Genomic DNA, 18,928 nt, shown 5'->3' with positions numbered 1-18,928 from the left:
AGCTAATAAACCAGCAACTGGGAATTTAATAGAGTATTTCTTCATTTTTACCTCAAGTCACCGATGCATTGGCCGATGAGTAATTAATCGTTACATAAAGATACAAATTCGAATTTTAATTACAACGTCAAAAGGATAGTCACATGCACAATTATCTAAGCAGGCTGAGTGTGGCAACGAAGCTTCGAAGTTTAATTGCCTTTTCAGGTATGCTCATATTGTTTACCCAAATAATGGGGGTTTATTCCCTTAAGGAAGAAGCGATTGTTGAGCGAAAGCTTGCAGCTGAATCGTTAGTCGATGTCGCGCTGACCCAATTTTCTTTACTAGAAAAACGCGTGCAACAGGGACAAATCAGTGTAGAAGAAGCGCAAACCCTGGCGATTGAATTTGTTAATCAAACTCGTTATGCGGGCGATGGTTACTTCTTTGTAAATACATTAAACGGAGATATGGTAGTACACCCAACATCGCCAAATCTTAACGGTCAAAACATGCTTCGCAGCAGTCAGTCGCACATTACGTACGCGTTTACAGAAATTACAGCGGCGGCGAGGCGCGGGGGAGACTTTGCAACTTACGACTGGCCAATTCCTGGATCGACCGCCCAAGAAGAAAAACTCACTTTTGTTAAACCCTTTGCTTCTTGGAACTGGTCGGTTGGTACCGGCGTGTATATGTCAGATATAGAAGAGTCATTCAGCGAGCTGCTAATAGAGAAAACCATATTGTCCGTTGTAGTGATCGGTTTATTGGTGTTAATGGGTGCCCTCATTGCGCGTAACATCATTGAGCCTTTGCAAGCGATGCAACTACGCGTTGCCAAAGTAGCAGCGGATAGAGATTTGACCATTCAGGTTCCTGTTCAAGGCACCGATGAAATTGCTCAATTAGGTAATGCGTTCAACACCATGACGCAAGAGCTAAAAGAGATTGTCGCTCACATTCGCGGCAGTACGGATTCTTTAGCGTCACAGGCTGAAGAGCTTGCGACCGTCACTGTGCAGATTAAAGGTGGTGTAAACAACCAACTTGAGCAAACGACCGCTTCGGCAACCAGTATTGAGGAAGTGAACGTTAGTGCTACGTCGATATCGAGTTCGACAAACGATGCCTTAGACATGACGGGTGCAACCAGCATGGTTGTTGACGAAGCCTCTATGCAAGTTAAGCAGAATGTTACAGTGATTGAGCGTATTGCCGATCGCGTTGACGTTGCATCGAATCACGCAGAAAAACTGGCACACTCGTCGAACGAAATTGGCGAGATATTAGATGTGATTAAACAAATTGCCGAACAAACGAACTTGTTAGCCCTTAACGCTGCTATCGAGGCAGCACGAGCTGGCGAGCAGGGCCGTGGGTTTGCCGTGGTCGCTGACGAGGTAAGAACTCTCGCATCGCGCACGCAAGAATCTACAGGTAGCATTCAAGATATTATCATGCAGCTCCAAAGTGAAGTCGCGTCAACCGTAGACGTGATGTCTGAATGTAGAACTCAGACTGAAGAGGGGATGGCAATTGCTCAAAATTGTGGTGAAGCGTTAAGCTCGGTCAATACAGCGATTGAAGAGCTCAGAGTGATCACCACAGACGTAGCGGAGGCGACCTCAAGCCAGCAAGAGCAGCTAACACACATCAGTGCAAATACGCAGAGTGTGGCCTCAGAAGCGCGAGACTCTCAAGAGGCGACCTATCAAATGGGGCAGTCATCTGAACATCTAAGCCAAATGGCCCAAAATCTGAATGAAATCGTTAATCGATTTAAAATTTAGCGCAAGACACATCATTTGGGTTGCTTCATGTAATCTACAAATAATGAACTGTTAGATACACAACAAAAAGCCAGTTCGTAATGAACTGGCTTTTTGTTAACTGCGATAGAGCAAATCTACTTTATGGTCGCGGCTTTCATTGTAGTGACGAAACTCGATAGTTCCGACAACACCTTAGCTTTATCATTTTGGTTGTTTTCAATGATTTTGACTACAGCAGAGCCGGAAATCGCCCCGGCTGCTCCTGCTGAAATAGCTTGCTGGACTTGCGAAGGCTCTGAAATGCCAAATCCCAGAAGAGGTGGTGGCGCATCAAATTTAGCAAGGCGTGTGATCATATCACTGACTGGCATATTGGCTTTAGTTTCAGCACCGGTAACACCAGCGCGCGACAATAAGTAGGTGTATCCCGAACCGAGCTTAGCTACCTGTTGCAGTGTGTCGTCACTAGCAGTTGGTGGCGCGATAAAGATAGGGTCTATACCGGCTTTGCTGGCCGCTTGGTTAAAGTCATCACTTTCATTGGTTGGAACGTCGGCAATTAACACCGAATCTACCCCTGCCTTGGCACACTTTCCATAGAAGGAATCCAATCCGTTGGCGTAGACAAGGTTTGCATAGACCAACAAACCCACCGGAACATCAGGATATAGCGAGCGTACCTGACTGATGATGTCAAAGCAGGTGTCTGGCGTGGTACCAGAGTTTAACGCGCGGATGTTAGCACCTTGGATTGTTGGACCGTCAGCAAGGGGATCTGAAAACGGAAACCCAAGCTCTAGCGCGTCCGCGCCAGAGTCAACTAAGGTTTTAATGATCTCAAGTGACAACTCAGGTGTTGGATCACCGATAGTTACGAAGGGAACAAACGCACCCTCATTTTTCGCCTCGAGAGCTGCAAATAGAGTCGAGTATCTGGCCATTACAGCGCTCCTTTTTTATCGAGTATATCTTGAACTGTAAATATATCTTTGTCGCCGCGACCAGAGAGATTCACCACAATGAGCTGCTCTTTGTCAGGGTTGTCTTGCGCCATTTTAAGCGCGTAGGCAAGTGCATGCGATGACTCGAGCGCTGGAATGATACCCTCGTTACGGGCTAATATCTGAAACGCTTCTAGCGCTTCATCATCGGTAGCGGATTCGTACGTTGCGCGTCCAGTCGCATTAAGGTGCGCATGCTGTGGACCTACAGATGGGAAGTCCAGGCCCGCAGATACAGAATACGACTCTTCAACTTGACCATGTGGATCTTGCATCAACGGGGCTTTCATACCAAAGAAAATACCGGTCTTGCCGTGTTTCAGTGGCGCACCATGTTGATCGGTATCGATGCCAAGTCCAGCAGGTTCAACACCAATTAGTTTCACTTCTTTCTCATCAATAAAGTCAGCAAACATACCAATGGCATTGGAGCCACCACCAACACACGCGATCACCGCATCAGGTAGTCGGCCTTCTCGCTCTAGGATCTGAGCTTTGGTCTCTTCCCCGATCATTTTTTGAAATTCACGTACGATGGTTGGGAATGGGTGCGGGCCGGCTGCGGTGCCCAATAGGTAATGTGCGGTTTCGTAGCTGCCTGACCAATCACGCATTGCCTCATTACACGCGTCTTTTAACGTAGAGGCACCAGAATGCACAGGGATCACTTCGGCTCCCATCAAACGCATGCGAAATACGTTAGGACTTTGACGTTCTACGTCTTTAGCGCCCATGTAAACTCGGCATTTTAAACCTAATAGCGCACAGGCTAATGCCGTGGCCACGCCGTGTTGTCCTGCGCCAGTTTCTGCGATGATCTCGTGTTTACCCATGCGCTTAGCGAGCAGTGCTTGTCCCAAAACCTGATTGGTTTTGTGCGCGCCACCGTGAAGTAAATCTTCACGCTTAAGATAAAGTTTGGTTTTTGTGCCTTTGGTGATATTGCGAGTTAGGGTAAGCGCCGTTGGGCGACCTGCGTATTCTTCTAAGAGCTCAATAAACTCTTTTTGAAACTCAGGATCCGCTTGTGCATCAATAAACGCTTGCTCGAGCTGCTCCAAAGCAGGAACGAGGATCTGTGGGACAAACTGTCCACCGTATTCCCCAAAATAGGCGTCTAATTTAGCCATGTTTACTTCCTTAAAAATCTTTGATGGCTGCAAATGCAGCGGTTAATTTTTGCAAATCTTTTTTACCTGGTGCGCTTTCGACACCAGAGTTGAGATCAAGCCCAATACAGCCGAGTGATGCCGCTTGTTTTGCGTTATCTGGATTGATTCCACCGGCCAGCATAACGCTCTTATTGGTTAACATTGACCAGTCAAATTGTTGTCCTGTGCCACCAGATTGCTCGCCAACTTTTGCGTCGAGTAAATGCCTATCGACGTCGTTTGGGATAAGTTCGGGTAGGACATCACTTACCCCATAGGCTTTCCAAATTTCACAGTGCTCAGGCAATGCTTGTCTAAGTTCCGTGATGTATTGCTGGCTTTCGTTGCCATGTAATTGCACGGCATGCAGGCCTAACTCAGTCGCATACTGAACGACACTGCTCGCGTCGTGATTTTGGAATACACCCACAAAGTGTAGCGGTGCACCACTCATAACGATGCGTGCTTGCTCAAAAGAGACGGAGCGTGGGGACTTTTCTACGAAAATAAGCCCGCCAAAGACTGCGCCACTCGTGTGAGCTTTACTCGCGTCTTCAGGTGAGGTCAAGCCGCACACTTTGTGCTCGCCTTGAGTGACTTTTCGTACCGCTCGGTCTAAGTCGTCTTCGGCCATTAAGGCGCTACCAATGAGGAACCCGTTGGCAACACTGGCCAGGTTGCGCACTTGCTGATTGTTGTAGATACCGGACTCTGAAATAACGATTCGGTCATCGGGAATACTTGGTGCAAGGGCTTTGGTTCTATTAAGATCGATGGAGAGATCGCGCAAGTTTCGGTTATTAATACCGATGACTTTTGCCTCCAGTGCAATGGCCCGCTCTAACTCTTCTTCATTGCTCACTTCGGTGAGAACGCCCATATTCAAGCTATGCGCAACCTCAGCGATATCGCGATATTCTTGATCGGTCACTACTGACAGCATCAGCAATATTGCATCGGCCTGATAGTGTCTGGCTAAGTAAACCTGATAGCTGTCGACCATGAAGTCTTTACATAGAATGGGCTGGGTCGTTTTCGCCTTAACTTGAGGTAAAAAGTCGAAACTGCCTTGGAAGTATTTTTCATCGGTTAGCACCGATATTGCTGTTGCATGGTCAGCGTATACGGATGCAATGTAATCCAAATTAAAATCGTCGCGGATCAGCCCTTTCGACGGTGAGGCTTTTTTACACTCAAGAATGAATTTAGTGCTGCTACCCGAAAGGGCGTCGTAGAACGAGCGATCAGATGGCGTCAGGTCATCTTTAAAGCTTTCAACAGGCTGCTGCTTTTTGCGGTCTGCGACCCAAAGGTACTTGTCGTCGACGATGGTCGCTAAGACTTTCGCCATATCGCGTTGCGATTGAGATACTGCGCTCATGTTAGCCTCGCTCCGCCAGTGCTTGGACAAGCTGGTACGCTTTTCCTGAGTTCATCGCTTCAATTGCCAATGCGGCATTGGCTTTTAAATCTTCATGGCCAAATAATTTCATAAGCAATGCGACATTGACCGCAACAGCGCCAAGTTGAGCTGGCGTGCCTTTGCCCGTTAGCATGTTGGTGATGATGGTGCGGTTTTCTTCTGGCGTGCCGCCTTTGATTGCTTCAAGTGGATAGCACTCTAGGCCAAAGTCGGCTGGGGTGAGCGTGTAATGAGTGATTTTGCCGTCGTTGATCTCGGCCACCGTCGTGCTGCCGTGTATGGCGACTTCATCCAATCCACTGCCGTGAACAACGGCTGCGCGTTTCATGTCCATCTGCAGCATGGTTTCAGCAATGGGGGCGACGAGCTCTTCACTGTACACACCCATCAATTCAATGTTAGGACGTGCTGGGTTAATGAGAGGGCCTAAAATGTTGAAAATAGTACGGGTTTTCATAGTTTGACGAACAGGCATCGCGTGTTTCACACCACCGTGATACTGAGGGGCAAACAAGAAGGCCACGCCGATGTCATCCACCGCTTTGCGCGTATCTTCTGCGCTCATGGCTAGGTTTATGCCAAACGAGTCTAGAAGATCTGATGAGCCTGATTTACTGGAAACGCCTCGATTGCCGTGTTTTGCTACTTTTAACCCGCACGCCGCCGCGACAAATGCCGCTGTGGTAGAAATGTTTATGGTGTTGGCACCGTCGCCACCTGTGCCCACAATGTCGGCAAAATCATAGTCTGGGCGAGGGAAGGGCGCAGCATTCGCTAGCAGCGCTTTTGCTGCTCCGGCGATTTCATCGGGCGTTTCACCTTTAATTTTTAACGCAGTGAGTGCAGCCGACATCAAAATAGGGTCTAAGTCCCCTTTGATAATGGTATCAAACAAAGACTCGCTCTCTTTTTGGCTTAGGGACTGCTGTTGATATAATTTGTCGATGATCTTGTGCATTGAGTATCCTTAAATCTTTGATGTGCTAACGTCGGCATTGTGAATAGGTTGAAGCGCCCATTCGATAGCGTTAGCCAATAGAGTTTGTCCATAGGTTGTCATAATAGACTCAGGGTGAAATTGAAATCCACAAACTTTGTGATTTTCGTGCACCACTGACATCACCAAACCGTCCACTTCTGCGTTAATCACCAGCTCATCGCTGACATGAGTGGCGACCAGTGAGTGATAACGCGCAATGGCAAATGGAGAAGGCAGGCCTTGGTAGACTGGGTGGTCGTTGTGGGTCATCATCGCGACTTTGCCATGAACAATATCTCCCGCACCGGCCACGGTGCCGCCATACGCTTCGACAATCGCTTGATGTCCTAGGCATATACCAATGATCGGAGTTCGGCCTTTGACTTGTTGAATGAGCTCGGGCATGCAGCCAGCGTCTGAAGGCGCGCCAGGGCCAGGCGAAAGCACCAATACCGCATCGTCTAATGCATCGAGCTGCTTAACAATATCGCTTGCAAAGACATTGTTGCGATAAATAGTCACCTGATGGCCTAAATTTCGAAACTCATCCACGAGGTTGTAGGTAAAAGAGTCGAAATTGTCGATAAATAGAATGTTCGCCACAATGGACTCCTTAATAATTATGGGCAGCAGCAATGGCTGATACGACAGCTTGAGCCTTGCCTGTTGTTTCTTCAGCTTCCGATTGAGGGTCAGAGTCAAAGACAACACCTGCACCAGCTTGAACTTGCGCGACGCCGTCTTCTACATAGGCGGAACGAATGACGATACAGGTGTCTAAGTCACCACGACCCGTTAAGTAGCCGACGGCTCCGCCGTAACTGCCACGACGCTCTTTTTCTACTTGACGAATAAGCTGCATAGCACGAATTTTAGGGGCGCCTGTTAATGTGCCCATGTTCATGCAGGCTTGATAGGCGTGCAGTGCGTCAAGGTCACTTCTAAGTTGACCTACAACCCTAGACACTAAGTGCATGACATGGCTGTAACGGTCGACTTGCAAAAGATCGGCAACATAGCGGCTGCCAGGCTCAGCGATGCGTGCTACGTCATTGCGCGCGAGATCGACCAGCATCATATGCTCAGCGTTCTCTTTTTTGTCACTGCGCAGTTCTAACTCGATACGACTATCTAAATCAAAGTTGATGGTTCCGTCGCTATTCTTTCCTCTGCGGCGTGTGCCCGCAATTGGATAGATTTCGATTTGGTTAGAGTCGCGGCAGTACTTTAGAGCACTTTCTGGTGATGCACCAAATAACGTGAACTTCTTGTCTTGCATATAGAACATGTAAGGGCTTGGGTTGCTGCGCTTAAGTTCTTTGTACGCCGCCAGTGGCGACGGGCAGGGCAGGGTAAATTTACGAGACGGCACGACTTGGAATATGTCACCGCTTACCACATAACGCTTTAAGTCAGTGACGATGTCGCAAAACGCTTGGTCGCTAATGTTTGTGGTGACTTGAGCGCCTTTAACTTCGATGGGCTTAGGAAGTGGTTCAAGCTGCTTACACACCTCGGTGAGTGCAACAATGTCTTGCTTGAGAGTATCGGCATAGCTAGAAGCAAATACACTCCCTTGGATCACGCATTGCTGCTTTTGATGATCAATCACCACCAGTTTCTCAGCTAGGTAGAACACATAATCTGGGCACTGGTTGACTTGTTTCGCATCGCCAAGTGGCTCAAAGTTGGCGACCACATCGTACGCGAAGAGTCCGCCGACAAACAGATCCAATTCTTGTACTGCCTTTTCACCATAAACGGTTTGAAAGCTACGCAACGCATCAAAAATCGACTGCTGCTTTAAGCGACTGTCTTCATCTAGGTGATGTTGAGTGTGAGGCAGTTCAACCAGTAAATGGTGCTCTGTATGTTCGATGATCGACTGCTCAAACAGCGGCAAAACGGCTTTGATCGCGGCTTGCCCATTAGGGTTCAGGATTTCGAAGCGAACTTGGAGCCCAAAACACTCAATGCGCAGTGCAGCGTCGACGAGCAATAAGCTTTTTAAGTTTTGCTTTGAGTCGATCTCAGCCGATTCCAATAATAAACTGCAGCTTTTCTCGTGACACAAACTGTTAAACAGTTGCGTCGGGTCTTCGAAATAGGGCAGGTCTTGCTTTATCACATCGAAGTAAGGTGCTGAACTCATAACACATCCTATTGGGTCTTTAGCCAGCGTTACCACGCTAGACCTTTCAATCTTTGCCGTCAGTATCTAAACATTTGAGGCGAAACAAAACAAAAAAGCTCGCAAACTGCGAGCTTTCAATGAAATTGGACGATTAGTCTACAGAAGCTCGCAAGGTCAAGTTGCGCGCCACCAAGAAATTGAGACAACACTAGCGTTTGCAATGGTGCTCATAGCATCATTGTTGCTTGCGTGTTGCGGGATTAGCTTGTCTAATAGCATCTCAATTTCCACTGTTAATTTATGTGTACTAGTTAACTAGTACGAGCGGGTAAAGTCAAGCATTATTATGAAAATCGATCTCCACAGTCATACCACCGCATCCGACGGTCGATCCACACCGGCAGAGTTGGTTCAGCGCGCTTTGGATTTTGATATCAGTGTATTGGCGATCACTGATCACGATACTGTAGCCGGGTCAATTGAAGCCCAAGCGTTTATTGAGAGCAATAACCTTGATTTGACGTTAGTCAGTGGTATTGAAGTGTCTACGCTGTGGCAGAACAAAGATATTCATATCGTGGGTCTAGGTATAGATACTCATCACCCAGAAATGAGTGCATTAATACAGTTACAAGCGAACACCCGTTCAACCCGAGCTGAAATAATGGCGCAGCGATTAGCCAAGTCGTTCGCCGAACCGGTGTGCGAAGAGCAGTTACTATCTGAAGTACAAGCCATTGCTGGTAGAGCGCCAGTGACTCGCTCTCACTTTGCGAAATGGTTGGTGGACAACGGATACGCAAAAACAATGCAGCAGGTGTTTAAAAAATTTCTAACTCGCAATAACCCTGGTTATGTACCACCAATGTGGTGCGACATGAAAACTGCAATAGATGCAATTCACGCAGCGGGTGGGGTGGCAGTATTGGCCCATCCAGGTCGTTATAAATTGACGGCTAAGTGGATAAAGCGCTTGCTGTTAGCATTCAGTGAGGCGGGCGGAGATGCCATGGAAATCGCTTTGCCGCAACAAAGTCAGCAAGAGCGACGCAATCTTGCTGATTATGCTATACAATACAATCTATTAGCCTCTCAAGGCTCAGACTTTCACTACCCGTCGCCTTGGACTGAGTTAGGACGAAATTTATGGCTGCCTTCAGGTGTAACACCTGTGTGGGAAGCCGTTGCACTGTGGCCTACAGACGGATAACCGTTATCATGGTGCTATACACTTAGCCCCCCTCTATGATGCCGCGGGGGTAACAATAAGATTCTTTGCTGCGCAATACGCGGCAAAGCGCGTTTAAAGGAATTTTCATGAGTCAGTTTTTTTATGTACACCCAGATAATCCTCAAGCCCGTTTAATTACTCAAGCGGTTGCGATCATTCGAAATGGTGGTGTGGTTGTCTATCCAACAGATTCTGGTTACGCATTAGGTTGCCAGCTAGAAAACAAATCTGCATTAGAGCGCATTTGCCGCATTCGTAAACTCGATGACAAACACAATTTTACACTTCTGTGTCGCGACCTTTCTGAGTTGTCATTGTATGCGCGAGTCGATAACACAGCGTTTCGTCTGCTTAAAAACAACACGCCAGGGCCATTCACCTTTATTTTTAAGGGGACAAAAGAGGTCCCGCGCAGGCTCATGAATGCCAAACGTAAAACCATAGGTATTCGTGTTCCTGATAATCGCATCGCTCTGGATCTGCTAGAAGCGTTGGGCGAGCCTTTGATGTCGACCAGTTTGATTTTGCCAGGAAGTGATGTTGCCGAGTCCGATCCAGAAGACATTCGTGACCGCCTTGAGCACGCTGTTGACCTCATACTGAACGGTGGCTATTTGGGTGAGCAGCCTACAACGGTCATCGACTTTAGTGATGATGAAGTCAAAGTTGCCCGTATAGGTGCCGGTGACCCTGCACCTTTTGAGTAGCGAAAAAGAGTGCTATTGCAGAAGATTTTTGGCATAATCGCGAGCCGCATTTTTGTGGTCATAAGACACTGTGCGGCACCTACACCTAAATTTTGACGTCTGTGAAGACGACACCGAGGAAAACAATGAGCGAAAAACTGCAAAAAGTATTGGCACGTGCTGGACATGGCTCACGCCGTGAACTGGAATCTTTGATCCGCCAGGGTCGAGTGAGTGTTAATGGTCAAGTGGCTAAACTGGGCGAACGACTAGAAGACGACAGCGCGATAGTGCGTATTGATGGACACAATGTGTCTATTAAAGTCGAAGAAGAAGTGGTTTGCCGTGTTCTCGCTTATTACAAACCTGAAGGTGAACTCTGTACGCGTAACGACCCAGAAGGTCGTAGAACAGTATTTGATCGCTTGCCAAAAATTCGTGGTGCTCGCTGGATCTCTGTTGGTCGTCTTGATGCCAACACCTCTGGATTGCTGTTATTCACCACCGACGGTGAACTCGCCAACCGCCTTATGCACCCTAGCCGTCAAGTTGAACGTGAATACCTAGTACGTGTATTTGGTGAAGTGAACGAACACAAAGTTCGCAACCTAACCCAAGGTGTAGAGCTTGAAGATGGTATGGCACGTTTTGAAGACGTGGTGTACACCGGCGGAGAAGGCATGAATCACACGTTTTACGTTGTGATTAACGAAGGTCGTAACCGTGAAGTAAGACGTTTATGGGAATCTCAAGAGACGACAGTATCTCGCCTAAAGCGTGTTCGTTACGGTGACATTTTCTTAGAAAAAACCTTGCCACGTGGCGGTTGGATGGAGCTTGACCTTAAGCAGGTTAACTACTTACGTGAACTTGTTGAACTGGGTCACGAGAAGAATACTTTTGTTGATCCGAAGGGAAGCTCACGTTCTCGCGATCGCTCTCGTAAGCAAAAGATCCGTCGCGCAGTTAAACGCCATGAAGAGCGTGTTACAACAACTCGAAGTGGTAACCGAAGCGCTAAAAAACGCGCACCGCAAAAAAAGCGTAAAGCGTAACTGAGCAATACTCGAAATGAAAAAAAGGCGTCTAGTAAGACGCCTTTTTCGTTTTTGTGTTCGGTAACCAATACCGATTAGTTGGAAATGAGGTTAATCTCGTTTCCAAAGAATGTGACAAAACTTATTGTCAGCATCACGACTCACTAAAAGTCGAGCAAACACATCATCCAACTGGTCATCAGCTTCATTGACTAGTCCAATGCGGACTTCGGCAAATGTATCGTCTACTTCAAACCCTACATGTTGCGTCCAATCATTTCCTGTTTCAACAAGCTCTGCAGCACCGCGATCTTCAAACTGTGCGGTAAAAAGGATGACATCGGCGGCTTCAAGATTATCAGGAGCCATCTCTAAGAAGATGTCGTAAGCCGTATCTATGGTGGTGTCGAGATCGATTAATTCAGTCATTGGGAATACCAAGCGATTTATAATGGTGAGAGTGTACCATTTTTTGAGTCTTTTGAAGTAATATCCATGCTTCGTTATTGCAACCAATCTATTGGGAGTAAATAATGGAGTTAGGTTACAAAGGGGAGAGAGCAACGTGGCTCAGACAATGTCTTCAATCAGTGCTTGGCAAGGCCGAAGTGAAATGATCATTGAGGATGCAAGCAAATGGATCCGAGCGTCTCTTTCTACTAATGTTCACAGCTTGTATCTGTTTGGCAGCTTTGCCACAGGCAGAGCGAAACCACACCTTTCTAACCTCGATCTACTGGTTGTCCTTCATCGCGAACAACCCGGTCAACTTAATACGATAAAGCGAAATATTGAGTGGCGATTTAGCCAATCCTTTCCAGAAGTCACCGGCATCAATATTAGGACGGTAACCCTTTCTGAAGTGTTGTCTCTAGACAATATTTTTAAGTGGGGATTTTTACTTAAACAGTGTTGCGTGTGCCTACATGGTGATGACCTTACGCACTGCTTTGGTCAGTTCGAACCGAACTGGGAAATCTCCAAATTTTGGAACATGAATTTGGAAGAAACGTTGCCCTCGCTACGTAAACACTATGTTCAAGTGACGGATCAAAAAGCTCAGTTTTTGCAGCAGCGTGAGATAGGCAAAAAACTACTCCGGGCTCACTATGGTTTGGTCCTGCATAAACATCGGGTGTGGTTAGACGATCCGCTACAATGTGCCGACGTCGCTCAGCACTATTACCCAAGTAAACAGGTTGAAATCAAGCGCCTCACTTTGCTGTTACGTCCTCACTTAATTCCTAAGCGTTCGGTGGTGGGACTGCTCGACTCTCACGGTGACTGGTTGGTCAAATCGTATAAAAAAACAGAGTTTAGAATTGGCTAGAACAGGCCAAGTTGCTGGTCGTTAAGTTGCTCAAACGACAACCCTATGTGCGGTAAAATCGCATCTGCAATAGGTAAAAGCTGCTTGTCAATGTAGTGTTGGTAGTCGATAGGCGACTCCAAATATTCCAGCGGCTCTGGCCCATTCAATGTCATAACATATCGAATTTGCCCACGGTTTTGGTATTGCAATGCTCGACCAAGCAGATGGTTTTTTTTATCCGCTAGGCGCGCGGCGCGCACTTGCGGTGGGATGTTTTTTTGATAGTCCGACAATTTGCGTCTGAGTCGTTTCGCATACACTAACTTACTGTCCCAGAGGCCTTGCGTTACTTGCTCGGTAATGTCCCGCACATATTGGCTTGGATTAACATCATCAAAAACCATAGTGTAAAGCGTGTGCTGAAATTCGTGAGCCAACTCTGTCCAATCGGTACGCACGCTTTCAAGCCCTTTAAAAACTATGGTATTGCTTTTGCCTAGAAGTCCTGCGTAACGTTTTTTTGAGCCCATCTCTGAATCGCGTATGGTTGGCATAAAGAACTTTTTAAAGTGGGTTTCAAACTCCAGTTCAATACAACTGTCTACTGCGTGCTCATTACGAATGCGATCTTTCCACCAACGATTGATGTGATGCATCATCTCTTGACCAATGGCATCAGCCTCATCTTCAGGCGTTTTTTTTCCCAAAGCGACAAAAATTGAATCGGTATCACCGTAAATGACTTTGTATCCCATGGCTTCTATTTCAAGGCGTGTCTCTTTCATAATTTGATGACCGCGCATGGTAATAGAGGAGGCGAGCCGAGCATCAAAAAACCGACACCCTCTGGCTCCTAGTACCCCATAGAACGAGTTCATGATGATCTTAATCGCCTGAGAAAATGCAGCATTGTTATTACGTTTGGCTTTGTCGCGCTCTTTCCATAGGGTTTCGATTAACTCGGGAAGAAAGTGACGGCTTCGATGAAAACGCGCCCCCTTAAATCCTTCTATAGATTCATCCTGCTGGGTTCCAATCTCTTGTTTCAACCCTTCAATAAGACCCAGCGGGTCGATTAAAAAGGTGCGGATGATAGAGGGGTATAGGCTCTTAAAGTCCAGTACCAGTACCGAATCGTACAGACCTGGTTGCGAATCCATAACATAGCCACCAGGACTTGCTTCCCAGCCGTCACGATCTAAATTAGGCGCGACGTATCCCGCTCTATGTAAGCGGGGCAAATACAGGTTTGTAAATGCAGCCACTGAGCCACCGGATTTGTCTAGCGAAAGACCGGTGAGCTTGGCCCGCTCAATAAGATACTCGAGCAGTTGGGTATGCTCAAAAATCTGCGTAACTAAGACGCAATCTTGCAGGTTGTATGTCGCTAACGCTTGTTTGTCGTGATAGAACATGCGATTAATTTCGTCCATCCTATCATGGGGATTATGGATGATTTTTCCTTTGCCCAGCATCTGTTGGGACACATTCTCTAACGACCAAGATGGGAAATGGTGAGCAGCCGATTTTAAACCGTCAATACCATCAATAATGCATCTTCCTGGAATAGTGGCAAAGCCTTGTTGTCCTTGGGCCGATTGACGAAAGGTCACGTAACTCTTTTGACGGCCAAGAGCCAGTTTAAGGCCATGGTAGTCGGCTCGTTTGATAAGCAGTCGCAAATCAAAGTTGACGACACTCCAACCAATGATGATGTCAGGGTCAAAGCGTTCAAACCACGCAAACAGGTTAAGCAATATCTGCTTCTCATCATTTACCCATTCGATAACAGGGGATTCAGGTTTTAGTTCTTCGGCTTCGCCAACCATGATCACTCGTTTGTCATTAGGCGAATCTAACCCGATAGAGTAAAGCACACCATGTTGTGAACATTCGATGTCCAGCGACACCATCACTAAAGACGGCTGAAAATCACAGCGTTTACACTGAGCATTTCTCACTGTAACGCCATCACTGCATTCCCCTTGATACTCAATTGCACCTTGTATGAAGCGCTCCATTAAAAATCGGTCAATTAGTGAGATGTCGTCTTCGAAGGCTTCTATCTGCTGGCTTTCTAACCACTGCTTAAGTTCGTTAAACTGATTATAGGTGTTGCTATACACGGCAATGACCGGTGTATCGTTAAACTGCTTAAGCGACACAGGTTTGGTTTCGACGCGTGAGCCAAAATGATCAACTATAGTTGTATGGTAACTCGCATCGACAAATAGGACCGATTGTTGAGGCCCTGTAATGATGTGCTGGGGTCCCTCGTCCGTTGAAACCCAGAAACTTAGGTGAGGACGGTGGTTTAACGTAATCACTTGGCGAGACAAAATGAAACCGCGTTGAGTGATCTGCATAAATAGTGGGTCGCCTTGTGTTAATTGTGGGTCAAATTATCACAGTTATCGTTAGGTTAAAACAGATTGAGCTTTTGGTATTTTCGGTTAAATACCAACCATTTAACTAAAAATATGACGCATAGTTCATATTTAGCAAGAGATTATATTGCCATTTTTGCGAAATCAGAGCATATTCTAGCTCAAAGTTTTTACCTAAGTACGGTATGATTACCGTCCAACTTGCTATGCTCAATTAGAGCTATGCGGCCAATAACAGTGTGGAGATACAAGTTTGATAAACGTATGCCTTGTAGATGATCACGAGCTGGTGCGCACAGGGATTAGACGTATAATTGAAGACGTCCGTGGTATGAACGTAGCAGGGGAAGCTGACAGCGGTGAACAAGCAGTAAAATGGTGCCGAGCCAATCACGCCGACGTGGTGTTGATGGATATGAATATGCCCGGCATTGGTGGTTTAGAAGCAACCAAAAAAATATTGCGATTTAACCCAGATGTAAAAATAATTGTACTAACAGTACATACTGAAAACCCATTTCCAACGAAGGTGATGCAAGCTGGTGCTGCGGGTTACTTAACCAAAGGTGCCGGCCCAGATGAAATGGTAAATGCTATTCGACTGGTCAACAGTGGTCAGCGTTACATTTCGCCTGAAATTGCTCAGCAAATGGCACTGAGTCAAGTGTCCTCAAACTCAGATAATCCGTTTAAGGATCTGTCTGAACGCGAGTTGCAAATCATGATGATGATCACCAAAGGTGAAAAAGTCACTGATATTTCAGAGCAATTGAATCTCAGTCCAAAAACCGTTAATAGCTATCGCTATCGACTCTTTAGCAAACTGGACATTAGCGGAGATGTAGAGTTGACGCACCTTGCGATCCGACACGGCATCCTCGATACCGAAACACTGTAGCCAGTAGACCAGTACTCTCAGTGATCTCGCTCTTTGATTCAAAAGAATTCCTAAAAACGGTACCCCAGCATCCTGGGGTTTACCGCATGTATAACGAGCAATCTGACGTTATTTATGTAGGAAAGGCTAAAGATCTCAAAAAGCGACTTTCGAGCTATTTTAGAGCAAAAGTAGACAGTGAAAAAACCAAAGCGTTGGTGAGCAACATTGCTCATATTGATGTGACGGTTACCCACAGTGAAACCGAAGCTCTGATCCTCGAGCACAACTACATAAAGCAGTACTTACCCAAGTACAACGTGTTGCTGCGTGACGATAAATCTTATCCCTATATTTTTATTTCAAATCACAAGCATCCTCGTCTGAGTATATATCGCGGTGCTAAAAAGCGTAAGGGTGAGTACTTTGGCCCTTTCCCCGATTCTGGCTCGGTTCGCCAAACCTTGCACTTACTGCAAAAGATATTGCCGATGCGTCAATGCGAGGATACGGTTTACGCGAACCGTTCACGACCTTGCTTGATGTACCAGATTGGACGATGTGCAGCGCCTTGCGTTCAATCGGTGATATCGACTCAAGAGTATGCGGACCTTGTGGAAATGGTTCGACTGTTTCTAAAGGGCAAAGATCGTCAAGTGATCGAAACGCTGGTGGCTCGCATGGAAACCGCGAGTCGAGAGTTAGCGTTTGAGAAAGCGGCGCAGTTTCGCGACCAGATTCAAGCGATACGTCGAGTTCAAGAGCAGCAGTTTGTGTCGGAGGATTCGCTCGATGACATTGACGTGTTGGGCTACGCACAAGAAAACGGCATTACCTGCGTTCATATGCTGATGGTACGTCACGGTAAAATACTAGGCAGTCGCAGTTATTTCCCTAAAACACCGAACAACACGCCAGCAAATGAAGTGTTTACCAGTTTTGTTAGCCAGTATTACTTTAATAGCAGTGAGGGGCGCACGCTGCCTTCTCGACTAGTGTTTGGTGAAGGCTTGCTCGATGATAGCGAGGCAATTAAAACAGCGCTATCGGAGCTTGCAGGACGTTCTATTCGCTTCCATGAAAACCCAACAGGCAGCCGAGGACAGTATTTAAGGCTGGCCAATACCAATGCGCTCAATGCGATCACCACTAAAATTAATCACAAGATGACGATATCTCAGCGCTTTAAAGCGTTAGAAGAGACATTGTCACTGGATTCGATTCGTCGTATGGAATGTTTCGATATCAGTCACACGATGGGTGAGAGTACCATTGCATCCTGTGTGGTGTTCAATCATGAAGGACCGGTTAAGCAGGAGTATCGTCGCTACAACATCACTGGTATTACCGGTGGCGACGATTACGCAGCGATGGGGCAGGTGTTGGAACGTCGATATTCAAAACAGTTAGATGTCGATAAAATACCTGATGTGATTTTTATCGATGGCGGTAAAGGGCAACTAGGACGAGCCGTTGAGATCGTATCTAAGTATTGGAACGATTGGCCAAAAAGACCGAGCCTGATTGGTATAGCAAAAGGGGTAACCCGTAAGCCCGGGCTAGAAACCATGATCACGCCAAGTGGCGATGAGTTTAATTTGCCTTCCGACTCTCCTGCGCTGCACCTAATGCAACATATACGAGATGAAAGCCACAACCATGCGATCGCCGGCCATAGGGCTAAGCGTGGCAAGACGCGTAAAACCAGTGCGTTAGAGGGGATTGAAGGGGTAGGGCCAAAAAGGCGTCAAGCTCTGCTTAAATATATGGGTGGAATTCAAGAAGTTAAGCGAGCATCTGCTGAAGAAATCGCCAAGGTGCCTGGTATAAGTCGCTCTTTAGCACAAATTATTCATGAAACGTTGAAACAGTAACGTTTTTACCGCACCATTAGAGCATGCTGAAGCAGAGTGCTGTCGAATGAAACTTACCATCCCAAATATCTTAACGCTATTACGTCTCGTATTAATCCCCGTTTTTGTTGTTGCGTTTTATCTTCCTTATCCGTGGGCGGATCTTCTTGCCGCTATGATTTTCCTTTTTGCTGGTGCTACAGATTGGCTAGACGGCTATCTCGCTCGTAAACTGAACCAGACGTCGCGATTTGGTGCTTTTCTAGATCCAGTAGCCGACAAAGTTATGGTTGCCGCCGCGCTGTTATTGATTACCGAGCATTATTCCTCAATTTGGATAACGATTCCTGCGATGACCATGATCGGTCGTGAAATTATTATTTCTGCGCTTCGTGAATGGATGGCCGAGTTGGGCAAACGATCTGCTGTCGCCGTCTCATGGGTCGGTAAAGTCAAAACGGTGAGTCAGATGTTTGCACTGTGGGTATTGATCTGGCGATACGATGAATGGATGGTTTGGGTTGGCTTTGGTGCGCTCTATATAGCCACAATTTTGACTTATTGGTCGATGTTTCAATATTTGGCAGCTGCAAAAGATGACTTGTTGAACAGCGATTAGGCTCAGTCTATCGATAAAACGACTAAAGCAAGCGAGAGCTTGCTTTTTTTATACTTTCACTAGTTAAAAAATAGACTTTAAGTTGATGAATTTTAGTCAAGTTTTGTGCTTTTTCTATTCATTTTGATAATTCTGTCGGTAAAGCAGCCAAACGAAACAAAAATCGGAAATTAGTGTTGACTCACTCACTCGTTTCAGTAAAATGCCACCCCGTACCCAGCGAGATTAACCGATAGGAAACAAAGGCGCGTTGGCAGAGTGGCTATGCAGCGGATTGCAAATCCGTGGACCTCGGTTCGACTCCGGGACGCGCCTCCATTCTCAAGTAGAATGATTGCGACACTAGCTCAGTTGGTAGAGCGCAACCTTGCCAAGGTTGAGGTCACGAGTTCGAACCTCGTGTGTCGCTCCAATTTCAAAGAATGTCGAGCCCTAGCCGGTCGCGTCGTTCCAGAATGTTTAGATATTGATTAACCTCGAT

At 46.6% G+C, this 18,928-nt stretch carries 16 protein-coding genes and 2 tRNA genes; 10 read left to right on the top strand and 8 right to left on the bottom strand.

Features of this window, described 5'->3' with window-relative positions; translation table 11 throughout:
* The first annotated feature begins 143 nt into the window (after positions 1 to 143).
* Entirely contained in the window at positions 144 to 1,775 is a 1,632-nt protein-coding gene (locus ST37_RS08960) for a methyl-accepting chemotaxis protein (protein WP_084885590.1), read from the top strand.
* Positions 1,776 to 1,891: 116 nt separating this feature from the next.
* Here ST37_RS08960 and trpA read toward each other — a convergent pair whose 3' ends face one another.
* Genes trpA through ST37_RS08930 form a run of 6 tightly spaced genes read right to left on the bottom strand, consistent with a single transcriptional unit; the run spans position 1,892 to position 8,463 of the window.
* Entirely contained in the window at positions 1,892 to 2,698 is an 807-nt protein-coding gene (gene trpA, locus ST37_RS08955) for a tryptophan synthase subunit alpha (protein ID WP_084885589.1), read from the bottom strand.
* Positions 2,698 to 3,888, bottom strand: a complete 1,191-nt coding sequence (trpB, locus tag ST37_RS08950; RefSeq protein WP_084885587.1) for a tryptophan synthase subunit beta — start codon at positions 3,886 to 3,888, stop codon at positions 2,698 to 2,700. Before trpB ends, trpA begins: the two co-directional genes overlap by 1 nt.
* Before the next feature lie 10 nt (positions 3,889 to 3,898).
* A complete protein-coding gene (trpCF, locus tag ST37_RS08945; protein ID WP_197687462.1) occupies positions 3,899 to 5,290 on the bottom strand; it encodes a bifunctional indole-3-glycerol-phosphate synthase TrpC/phosphoribosylanthranilate isomerase TrpF in 1,392 nt (463 codons plus the stop codon).
* 1 nt (position 5,291) lies between these two features.
* On the bottom strand, positions 5,292 to 6,290 hold the full coding sequence (gene trpD / locus ST37_RS08940; RefSeq protein ID WP_084885585.1) for an anthranilate phosphoribosyltransferase: 999 nt from the start codon (positions 6,288 to 6,290) through the stop codon (positions 5,292 to 5,294).
* Positions 6,291 to 6,299: 9 nt separating this feature from the next.
* Positions 6,300 to 6,914 carry an aminodeoxychorismate/anthranilate synthase component II gene (locus ST37_RS08935; protein WP_084885584.1) on the bottom strand — a complete coding sequence of 205 codons (615 nt, stop codon included), beginning with the start codon at positions 6,912 to 6,914 and terminating at the stop codon, positions 6,300 to 6,302.
* A gap of 10 nt (positions 6,915 to 6,924) precedes the next feature.
* On the bottom strand, positions 6,925 to 8,463 hold the full coding sequence (locus ST37_RS08930) for an anthranilate synthase component 1 (RefSeq protein WP_084885582.1): 1,539 nt from the start codon (positions 8,461 to 8,463) through the stop codon (positions 6,925 to 6,927).
* A gap of 328 nt (positions 8,464 to 8,791) precedes the next feature.
* Here ST37_RS08930 and ST37_RS08925 point away from each other — a divergent pair, with 328 nt between their 5' ends.
* The 3 genes from ST37_RS08925 (at position 8,792) to rluB (ending at position 11,417) form a co-directional block, all read left to right on the top strand.
* Complete coding sequence (locus ST37_RS08925; RefSeq protein ID WP_084885580.1) at positions 8,792 to 9,655, top strand: PHP domain-containing protein; 864 nt, start codon at positions 8,792 to 8,794, stop codon at positions 9,653 to 9,655.
* A gap of 107 nt (positions 9,656 to 9,762) precedes the next feature.
* Positions 9,763 to 10,383, top strand: a complete 621-nt coding sequence (locus ST37_RS08920) for an L-threonylcarbamoyladenylate synthase (RefSeq protein WP_084885579.1) — start codon at positions 9,763 to 9,765, stop codon at positions 10,381 to 10,383.
* Positions 10,384 to 10,508: 125 nt separating this feature from the next.
* A complete protein-coding gene (rluB, locus tag ST37_RS08915) occupies positions 10,509 to 11,417 on the top strand; it encodes a 23S rRNA pseudouridine(2605) synthase RluB (RefSeq protein WP_084885577.1) in 909 nt (302 codons plus the stop codon).
* 93 nt (positions 11,418 to 11,510) lie between these two features.
* On the opposite strand, the gene ST37_RS08910 is transcribed toward rluB, so the two are convergent.
* Complete coding sequence (locus tag ST37_RS08910; RefSeq protein WP_084885576.1) at positions 11,511 to 11,828, bottom strand: HI1450 family dsDNA-mimic protein; 318 nt, start codon at positions 11,826 to 11,828, stop codon at positions 11,511 to 11,513.
* Between the two features lie 136 nt (positions 11,829 to 11,964).
* Here ST37_RS08910 and ST37_RS08905 point away from each other — a divergent pair, with 136 nt between their 5' ends.
* Positions 11,965 to 12,729, top strand: coding sequence for a nucleotidyltransferase domain-containing protein (locus ST37_RS08905; RefSeq protein ID WP_084885574.1), 765 nt, complete (start codon positions 11,965 to 11,967; stop codon positions 12,727 to 12,729).
* Here the strand turns inward: ST37_RS08905 and ST37_RS08900 are convergent.
* Positions 12,726 to 15,077, bottom strand: coding sequence for a DNA polymerase II (locus tag ST37_RS08900; RefSeq protein ID WP_084885572.1), 2,352 nt, complete (start codon positions 15,075 to 15,077; stop codon positions 12,726 to 12,728). The two genes, ST37_RS08905 and ST37_RS08900, sit on opposite strands and share 4 nt — an antisense overlap.
* A gap of 274 nt (positions 15,078 to 15,351) precedes the next feature.
* On the opposite strand from ST37_RS08900, the gene uvrY reads away from it, so the two are divergent.
* From uvrY to ST37_RS08875, 5 genes are all read left to right on the top strand, one after another.
* Positions 15,352 to 15,996 carry a UvrY/SirA/GacA family response regulator transcription factor gene (gene uvrY / locus ST37_RS08895; protein ID WP_084885571.1) on the top strand — a complete coding sequence of 215 codons (645 nt, stop codon included), beginning with the start codon at positions 15,352 to 15,354 and terminating at the stop codon, positions 15,994 to 15,996.
* 20 nt (positions 15,997 to 16,016) lie between these two features.
* A complete protein-coding gene (gene uvrC / locus ST37_RS08890; protein ID WP_084885570.1) occupies positions 16,017 to 17,849 on the top strand; it encodes an excinuclease ABC subunit UvrC in 1,833 nt (610 codons plus the stop codon).
* Between the two features lie 46 nt (positions 17,850 to 17,895).
* Positions 17,896 to 18,447, top strand: coding sequence for a CDP-diacylglycerol--glycerol-3-phosphate 3-phosphatidyltransferase (gene pgsA, locus ST37_RS08885; protein ID WP_084885568.1), 552 nt, complete (start codon positions 17,896 to 17,898; stop codon positions 18,445 to 18,447).
* 244 nt (positions 18,448 to 18,691) lie between these two features.
* Positions 18,692 to 18,765: transfer RNA gene (locus ST37_RS08880), tRNA-Cys, on the top strand.
* 18 nt (positions 18,766 to 18,783) lie between these two features.
* Positions 18,784 to 18,859: transfer RNA gene (locus ST37_RS08875), tRNA-Gly, on the top strand.
* Positions 18,860 to 18,928 lie beyond the last annotated feature (69 nt).

The organism is Vibrio sp. qd031, assembly GCF_002100145.1.
In the GTDB taxonomy this organism is placed as follows: Bacteria; Pseudomonadota; Gammaproteobacteria; order Enterobacterales; family Vibrionaceae; genus Vibrio.
The sequence above is the reverse complement of the archived record's forward strand: the minus strand, read 5'-3'. Positions and strand labels throughout refer to the sequence as shown.

What these genes read in the sequence shown, in the direction of transcription:
- ST37_RS08960 (WP_084885590.1), top strand. Translation starts at nt 144, where the DNA reads ATGCACAATTATCTAAGCAGGCTGAGTGTGGCAACGAAGCTTCGAAGT.
- trpA (WP_084885589.1), bottom strand. Translation starts at nt 2,698, where the DNA reads ATGGCCAGATACTCGACTCTATTTGCAGCTCTCGAGGCGAAAAATGAG.
- trpB (WP_084885587.1), bottom strand. Translation starts at nt 3,888, where the DNA reads ATGGCTAAATTAGACGCCTATTTTGGGGAATACGGTGGACAGTTTGTC.
- trpCF (WP_197687462.1), bottom strand. Translation starts at nt 5,290, where the DNA reads ATGAGCGCAGTATCTCAATCGCAACGCGATATGGCGAAAGTCTTAGCG.
- trpD (WP_084885585.1), bottom strand. Translation starts at nt 6,290, where the DNA reads ATGCACAAGATCATCGACAAATTATATCAACAGCAGTCCCTAAGCCAA.
- ST37_RS08930 (WP_084885582.1), bottom strand. Translation starts at nt 8,463, where the DNA reads ATGAGTTCAGCACCTTACTTCGATGTGATAAAGCAAGACCTGCCCTAT.
- ST37_RS08925 (WP_084885580.1), top strand. Translation starts at nt 8,792, where the DNA reads ATGAAAATCGATCTCCACAGTCATACCACCGCATCCGACGGTCGATCC.
- ST37_RS08920 (WP_084885579.1), top strand. Translation starts at nt 9,763, where the DNA reads ATGAGTCAGTTTTTTTATGTACACCCAGATAATCCTCAAGCCCGTTTA.
- rluB (WP_084885577.1), top strand. Translation starts at nt 10,509, where the DNA reads ATGAGCGAAAAACTGCAAAAAGTATTGGCACGTGCTGGACATGGCTCA.
- ST37_RS08910 (WP_084885576.1), bottom strand. Translation starts at nt 11,828, where the DNA reads ATGACTGAATTAATCGATCTCGACACCACCATAGATACGGCTTACGAC.
- ST37_RS08900 (WP_084885572.1), bottom strand. Translation starts at nt 15,077, where the DNA reads ATGCAGATCACTCAACGCGGTTTCATTTTGTCTCGCCAAGTGATTACG.
- pgsA (WP_084885568.1), top strand. Translation starts at nt 17,896, where the DNA reads ATGAAACTTACCATCCCAAATATCTTAACGCTATTACGTCTCGTATTA.